6 protein-coding genes are annotated in these 4,339 nt (G+C 67.2%); all 6 read right to left on the bottom strand.

What is annotated here, in order from left to right; genetic code table 11:
• A partial coding sequence (locus JOZ00_RS05780) for a DEAD/DEAH box helicase (protein ID WP_293340983.1) occupies positions 1–425 on the bottom strand: 425 nt, incomplete at its 3' end.
• Between the two features lie 19 nt (positions 426–444).
• Positions 445–1,308 carry a twin-arginine translocase subunit TatC gene (gene tatC / locus JOZ00_RS05775; protein WP_293340980.1) on the bottom strand — a complete coding sequence of 288 codons (864 nt, stop codon included), beginning with the start codon at positions 1,306–1,308 and terminating at the stop codon, positions 445–447.
• A 138-nt stretch (positions 1,309–1,446) separates the two neighbouring features.
• The gene (tatA, locus tag JOZ00_RS05770; RefSeq protein WP_293340977.1) at positions 1,447–1,728 is read right to left on the bottom strand and encodes a Sec-independent protein translocase subunit TatA; all 282 of its coding nucleotides are present in this window, start codon (positions 1,726–1,728) and stop codon (positions 1,447–1,449) included.
• Between the two features lie 75 nt (positions 1,729–1,803).
• The gene (locus JOZ00_RS05765; protein WP_293340974.1) at positions 1,804–2,772 is read right to left on the bottom strand and encodes a YafY family protein; all 969 of its coding nucleotides are present in this window, start codon (positions 2,770–2,772) and stop codon (positions 1,804–1,806) included.
• Entirely contained in the window at positions 2,769–3,776 is a 1,008-nt protein-coding gene (locus JOZ00_RS05760; protein WP_293340971.1) for a YafY family protein, read from the bottom strand. Before JOZ00_RS05760 ends, JOZ00_RS05765 begins: the two co-directional genes overlap by 4 nt.
• 212 nt (positions 3,777–3,988) lie before the next feature.
• Positions 3,989–4,339 (bottom strand): proteasome accessory factor PafA2 family protein (locus JOZ00_RS05755; RefSeq protein WP_293340968.1); only part of this gene is annotated, 351 nt, incomplete at its 5' end.

Genomic DNA, 4,339 nt, shown 5'->3' with positions numbered 1-4,339 from the left:
CGCATGCGGTCGGCGAGAAAATGCACCTCGTCCATCACGACATGCGAAAGCCCGTACAGTGCAGGCGAATTCGCGTAGAGCATGTTGCGCAGCACTTCGGTGGTCATCACGACCACGGGCGCGTCGGCGTTGACCGACATGTCGCCGGTCAGCAGGCCGATGCGATCGCGGCCGTAGCGCGCCGTCAGGTCGGTGTGCTTTTGATTGCTCAGCGCCTTGAGCGGCGTGGTGTAGAAACACTTGCCGCCCCCGGCCAGCGCCAAGTGCACGGCGAATTCGCCGACCACCGTCTTGCCGGCACCGGTCGGCGCGCACACCAGCACGCCATGCCCCCGCTCCAGCGCGGCGCACGCGCGCCGCTGAAAGTCGTCGAGCGCGAAGGGGAGTTCTTCGGTGAAATTGGCGAGCTCGATCAGCTCGGTCACGTCGTGCGACACCGGCGGCTCAGGTGACATCGTCATGCTGACCGGCGGACAGCGACGGCTCCGGTATCGGGGTGGGCGCCTCGATAACCGATGCCTGATCGTCGGGGATCACGGCCTGCGCTTCGCGCTTGGCCTTCCGCTTGTCGTGCAGACGTGAGACCTGGATGGCGAACTCCAGGAGCACAGTGAGCGCCAGTCCGAGTGCGGTCATGGAGAACGGGTCCGACCCGGGTGTGAAGACCGCCGCGAACACGAACATCGCGAAAATCAGGCCCCGCCGCCACGACTTCAGTTTCTGATAGGTCAGCATGCCCGTCATGTTGAGCATGACGATCAGCAGCGGAAATTCGAAGCTGACGCCGAAGACCACCAGCAGGTTGATCAGGAATCCGAAGTAGCGGTCCCCCGACAGCGCCGTCACCTGGACATCGCTGCCGACGGTCAACAGGAAAGCCAGCGCCTTGGACAACACGAAGTAGGCCAGCACCGCGCCGCCGACGAACAGCACCGCGGCGGGGATCACGAACCCGATCGCGAAGCGGCGCTCCCGTTGGTAGAGCCCGGGCGTGATGAACGCCCAGAGTTCGTACAACCACACCGGGCAGGCCAGCACCACGCCGGCCGTCATGCCGACTTTGAGCCGTAACATGAACTGGTCGAACGGCGCTGTGGCCAGCAGCCGGCACTGCCCGTCGGCGCTGATGTCCGCGCGCGCCGACTGCGGCAGGGAACAGTAGGGGTGGCGCAGCCACTCGCCGAGACTTTCCAAGCCGAAGATCGAGTGCGAATACCAGACGAAGCCGAAAATCGTCGTGAGCAGGATCGCTGCCAGGGCGATCAGCAGCCGGGTGCGCAGCTCGGTCAGATGATCGACCAGCGACATGGTCGCATCAGGATTGGTGCGGCTACGCCGGTTACGGGGATTGAGGCGTTTCAGCACGCTCGCAGTGCGCGCTGAAACCTTGGGAACTTTCACGACGCTCGGTCAGTGGCGCTCGGGCACCGCGACGGTGGCGCCGGGCTAAGCCGGGCGCGCTTCGCTGTGACCCTGCTCGCTGGCCGCCGGAGCGTCGACGCGCTGTGACTGAACGGGGTTCGCCACAGAGGTGTCGCTTTTCGTTGCGGCGTTGGTCTCCAGGGCTGACGGGTCCTTGTTCTCCGTCTGCATTTCCCGGAGCTCGGACTTGAAGATCCGCATTGACTTGCCCAACGAACGCGCCGCATCGGGGAGCTTCTTGGCACCGAACAGCAAGATCACCACGACAGCGAGGATCGCCCAATGCCACGGACTGAGACTGCCCACTTTGATTACCTCCAGACGTCCACCTGATGCTACCGCAGCAGAGCCGTCGACCGGTGGGCCCGCGCCGGGCCCGCATCAGGTCAGCGACTGGTACGACTCGAGGGCCGCGGCCGCCGCATCCCGGACACGTTGCGCCAGCGTCTGGGGTTCAATGACCTGCACACCGGCCCCGAAACCAAGCACCAACCGCGTCATCCAATCCTCGGACGCGTAGGTCATCACCGCCTCGCAGGACCCGTCCGGCAGCTCGTGCACGTCCCGCATCGGGTAGTAGTCGAACATCCACGAGGCCGACGCGGCCACCTTCAGCTTGGCCGACGGCAATGACGGGTCTCCGTCGAACAGCGAGGTGTCCGGCGGCGCATGCAGCGCCGGCTCGGGTGGGGCTGCCGGCTCGCCGAGTTCGTTGGCGTCCACGATCCGGTCGAAGCGGAACAATCGCACCCCCTCGGCCTCCCGCGACCAGGCCTCCAAGTAGCTGTGCCCGCCGATCAACAGCACCCGGATGGGGTCGACGGTCCTGCTGGTCAGCGTGTCGTGGGACGCGGAGTAGTAGTCGATGGCCAGCGCGTGTTTGGCCTGCACCGCCGTGCGCACCACGGCCGCGGCCCGGCTCTCGACGGGCGCGGGCTCGTCGACGGCCGAGGCCAAGCCCGTGGCGTCGTGCCCGGCGGCCCCGGCTGCGGCCTCGATCTTGGCGATGGCGCTGCGCGCCGCCTCCGGGTCGACGACGCCCGGGATGTCGGCGAACGCCCGCAGCGCCACCAGCAGGCCCGTGGCCTCCGGCGAGGTCAGCTTGAGCGGCCGGTCGATGCCCGCGGAGAACGTCACCTCGATGGTGTCGCCGGAGAACTCGAAATCGATCAGATCGCCCGGGAAGTAACCGGGAAGGCCGCACATCCACAGCTGGTTGAGGTCCTCTTCCAGCTGCTTGGCCGACACTCCCAGGTCAGCGGCGGCCCTGGCCCGGGTGACCCGGGGGTTGGCTTGGAAATACGGAACCATGTTCAGCAGCCGGACCAGACGAGTGGACACGGGCGTCATCGCCCCTCCCGGACAACGTCCATGCCCGCGTGCGCGCGCAGCCGCGCCAGCACCTCGGCCCGCAGCGACTGCGGTTCGAGCACCAGCGCGTCGGCGCCGTAGCCGGCGATGTCACGGGCCAACTGGTCGGTCGAACCGATGTCGACCTCCACGACCTCGCCGTCGCGGCCGTCCAATTGCCGCGCGCCGATGGGCCTCCCGGCGCGCCGCAGAGCGGTGGCCCGCCCGTCGGCGACCCATACCTGGGCCTGTCCGCCACCGGCCGGCGTCTCGGCGATGGTCTGCGCCACGATCTTGCGTAGGTCAACGCCTTCGGGCACCGTGACGGCGCCGGGCGGCCCGATTGCCTCGACCCCGGGACCGATCCGGGAGAGCCGGAAGGTGCGGGAGGCGTCGCGATCACGGTCGTGGCCCACCAGGTACCAACGGCCCTTCTCGGTGACCACGCCCCATGGCTCGACGGTGCGCGTGGTGAACGGGTCGGCCCGTGACGGCCGGTGCGGAAACTGCACGACCTGTCGGGAATCGATGGCCGACAACAGGATTCCGAGCACTTCCTCCGACCCGCGCAGACCCGGCACCCCGGCCGGCGACGCGATGGCCACCGGCGCGTCCGGATCGACCTCCACTCCCGCCGCGCGCAATTTGAGCAGTGCGCCCTGGGTCGCAGTGATCAGCTCCGGCGACTCCCACAGCTGCGTCGCGACGGCCACCGCGGCCGCCTCATCCGGGGTCAGCTCGACGGCCGGCAGCGAGTAGGCGTCTCGGTTGATTCGGTAGCCCTCGGTGGGGTCCCAGGCCGACGCCCTGCCGACCTCGAGCGGGATGCCGAGGTCGCGCAACTCGTTCTTGTCACGCTCGAACATGCGCGAGAACGCCTCAGTGCTGGCGCTGTCCGCATAACCGGCCACGCTGGACCTGATCTTTTCCGCGGTGATGTAGCCACGGGTGGACAGCAGGGCGATGACCAGATTCACCAGCCGTTCGACTTTCGAGGTCGCCATTCGTTTCAGACTAGATGGCGCCCTGCCGACACGTATACCGACGCGCCAACGCCGCACCGGTCACAGCTGCCACATGCGTCACTAGTTCGAAGGGGCATACAGGATCTGAATTCGATAGCGCATGCGCTGTCACGTTTTCGGTTGGAGAATTTCGGTCGGAGAGCTGGAATCCGCGGTGGCGCCAATGTGGTGGTGTGACCGTTCGGGAGCCGCTACATACTCGCGATCAGCCGCTTGACCCGCTCGTCGACCGCCCGGAACGGGTCCTTGCACAGCACGGTGCGTTGCGCCTGGTCGTTAAGCTTGTGATGCACCCAGTCGACGGTGAAGTCGCGACCGGCCGCTTGGGCGGCGCTGATGAATTCCCCGCGCAGCCGGGCCCGAGTCGTCTGCGGCGGCTTCTCGACGGCCTCGGCGATCTCCTCGTCGGTGGTGACCCGCGTCGCAAGTCCCTTGCGCTGCAGCAGATCGAAGACGCCGCGTCCGCGCTTGATGTCGTGGTAGGCCAGATCCAGCTGGGCGATCTTCGGATCGGACAGCTCCATGCTGTAGCGGTCCTGGTA

It is taken from the genome of Mycobacterium sp. (assembly GCF_019243155.1).
In the GTDB taxonomy this organism is placed as follows: Bacteria; Actinomycetota; Actinomycetes; order Mycobacteriales; family Mycobacteriaceae; genus Mycobacterium.
This window is presented reverse-complemented; position numbering and strand designations above follow the sequence as displayed.